The sequence below is a fragment of the Mogibacterium pumilum genome, from assembly GCF_002243385.1.
GTDB classification, from domain to species: domain Bacteria; phylum Bacillota; class Clostridia; order Peptostreptococcales; family Anaerovoracaceae; genus Mogibacterium; species Mogibacterium pumilum.
Window position 1 is genome coordinate 1,762,779 of the sequence record NZ_CP016199.1, and the last position, 2,158, is coordinate 1,764,936.

Here is a 2,158-nt window from a genome sequence, read left to right on the forward strand (position 1 = left end):
AATAGGGTAGAGCGAGGGCGTTAGCCCTCAACCCTCCCGTTGCACCGTACGTACGGGTCTCGTATACGGCGCTACATCAACATAGAATCAAGCGTTAATTCAGATAATACGCCAAAGGGTCGACCAATCCCGGTCGGCTCTTTGTCTTTTTGCCAAGTATCGTTGGATTGAGCAGGAAATTAATATCCCGAATAGTAGCCATTCGGTACCATCCCTGCCTTGCGTTTGCCACGCTTAACAATCTTTTCTCCTCAAGGCCACATTCCTGAATCCTATTCAGAGCCATCAGGTTCTTGAATATGGTCTTCGGCTTTTTCCACTGTTTGAGTATCACTACTCTCACCTTGTGCCTCAGCCATTGTCCATATTCATCAAGAAAGCCTTTCATGCTACCGATTCTGTAGTAGTTTATCCACCCCCGGATGAGCCAGTTCAGTTGCATAAAGGTAGACTTTATGGTTCGCGCAGCCGCTTTCTTCCGACAAAGAATCTCACGAGTCTTCTCATAGAGTTTCTTCTTTCGGTCTTTGGCAAGCCTGCACTTCCAACCGTCTTTGCTCTTCCAGAATGTGAATCCCAGAAAGTTACTCTTCGTAGGTCTTACTACCTTTGTCTTAGTGGCACTGACTCTCAGCCGAAGTTTGCGCTCCAGCCAGCTTGTCACAGACTTCATCACTCTGTCTGCCGCCATTTCACTTTTCACGAAGATGTCGCAGTCGTCAGCGTATCTGACAAAATGAAGTCCCCTTGATTCCAGTTCCTTGTCGAGCTTGTCAAGGTAGATGTTGGATAGTATAGGTGAAAGAGGTCCACCTTGCGGTACCCCTTCTTCACTTGGGCTTACCAAGCCATCTTCCATGACTCCAGCTCTTAGAAACTGTCGAATCAGTCGTAGCGTTTTCGCATCATTAATGCGTTCTCTGAGTATTGAAATTAACTTGTCATGGTTTACCGTGTCGAAATACTTCTCGATGTCAAGGTCTATCACCCACTCATATCCCTCGTTGAGGTATTCGAGGGCTTTCTCTATCGCTCCATGGCAATCTCTGTTCGCTCGGAACCCATAACTATGGTCACTGAAATATTTGTCATATCCCAGAGACAGTATCTGTGCTGTCATCTGCTGTACAACTCTGTCTGTGACTGTCGGTATTCCGAGAGGTCTCTTCTTGCCGTTGGCTTTAGGTATGTAGACCCTTCTTACCGGACTCGGCCTGTATTTACCTTCACGTATCTGAGTCTTCAGCTCTTCCCTATGAAGAGTAAAATACACGTCAAGTTCATCTACCGTCATCCCATCGACTCCGGCTGCACCTTTGTTTCGCTTGACGTTCTTGATTGCCTCGTCAATATTCCTGTCCTGTAATATCCATTCGATTAATTCCACTTGTTGCTCCTCTTTCTGTTCGTAAAACTGCCGGAAATCATCCCCTCTACCTTTTGCCTCCACAGACTTACGTTTCTGCTTTCAGAGCATATCCTCGATTTCGGATTATTCCGACCTTGCTTGCAGTGATTTGCAATACATTGACATTAGACCCTTCCCGTTCGTGCTCCCGGTACTATGGTCTAAGCTGACTCCCGGACGCAAGCCTTTTCCGCACGTGTTTCCACGCCGTCCGGGTCTCCCGGGGTAAGACATAGTTCTTTCGCCACACAACCTCCGGATTTACTGTCTCGGTGATACGTTTACCTTTTGGGCTTCGGTTTGTGTAGCAACCTCACCCACCGTTTAGCCTTGTATCCGGTTTCTGTTCGTAGGCTCGATGGCTTTGCTACACCGCTTCCTTCACTTGAGCATTACTGCTTTCCGCTTGCGGTTCGCTACACTTGGCGGTAAATACCCGTGACTGGACTCTCACCAGTAAGAACTGTGCCATGCCCGGCACACCGACAAAAGGTCGGTAGCATATGCCACCGACCTTAATACATCTAAAAGTTCAGGTTCTATAAATTCTTTTGGGGTTTAGGAGGTACCTATCCATTTCATTGTGGTGTTTTAAACCCCTACCTATACACTTGTTGGGGTAATAAAAAAACACCCCAAAAAAATCAATGTTGTCCCTGACAAGGGGTACACATCATAATTTGGATAATCTAAAAAGGACGGAGATTTAACCATGATTAGTTAAATTCTCCGTCCTTTGTTGTTCCTCAA

At 46.5% G+C, this 2,158-nt stretch carries 1 protein-coding gene; it reads right to left on the reverse strand.

Going from position 1 to position 2,158, the window contains the following annotated elements; translation table 11 throughout:
- Positions 1-94: 94 nt before the first annotated feature.
- Positions 95-1,450 (reverse strand): group II intron reverse transcriptase/maturase, encoded by a 1,356-nt coding sequence (ltrA, locus tag AXF17_RS08430; protein WP_237049005.1) that lies wholly within the window; start codon positions 1,448-1,450, stop codon positions 95-97.
- Positions 1,451-2,158 lie beyond the last annotated feature (708 nt).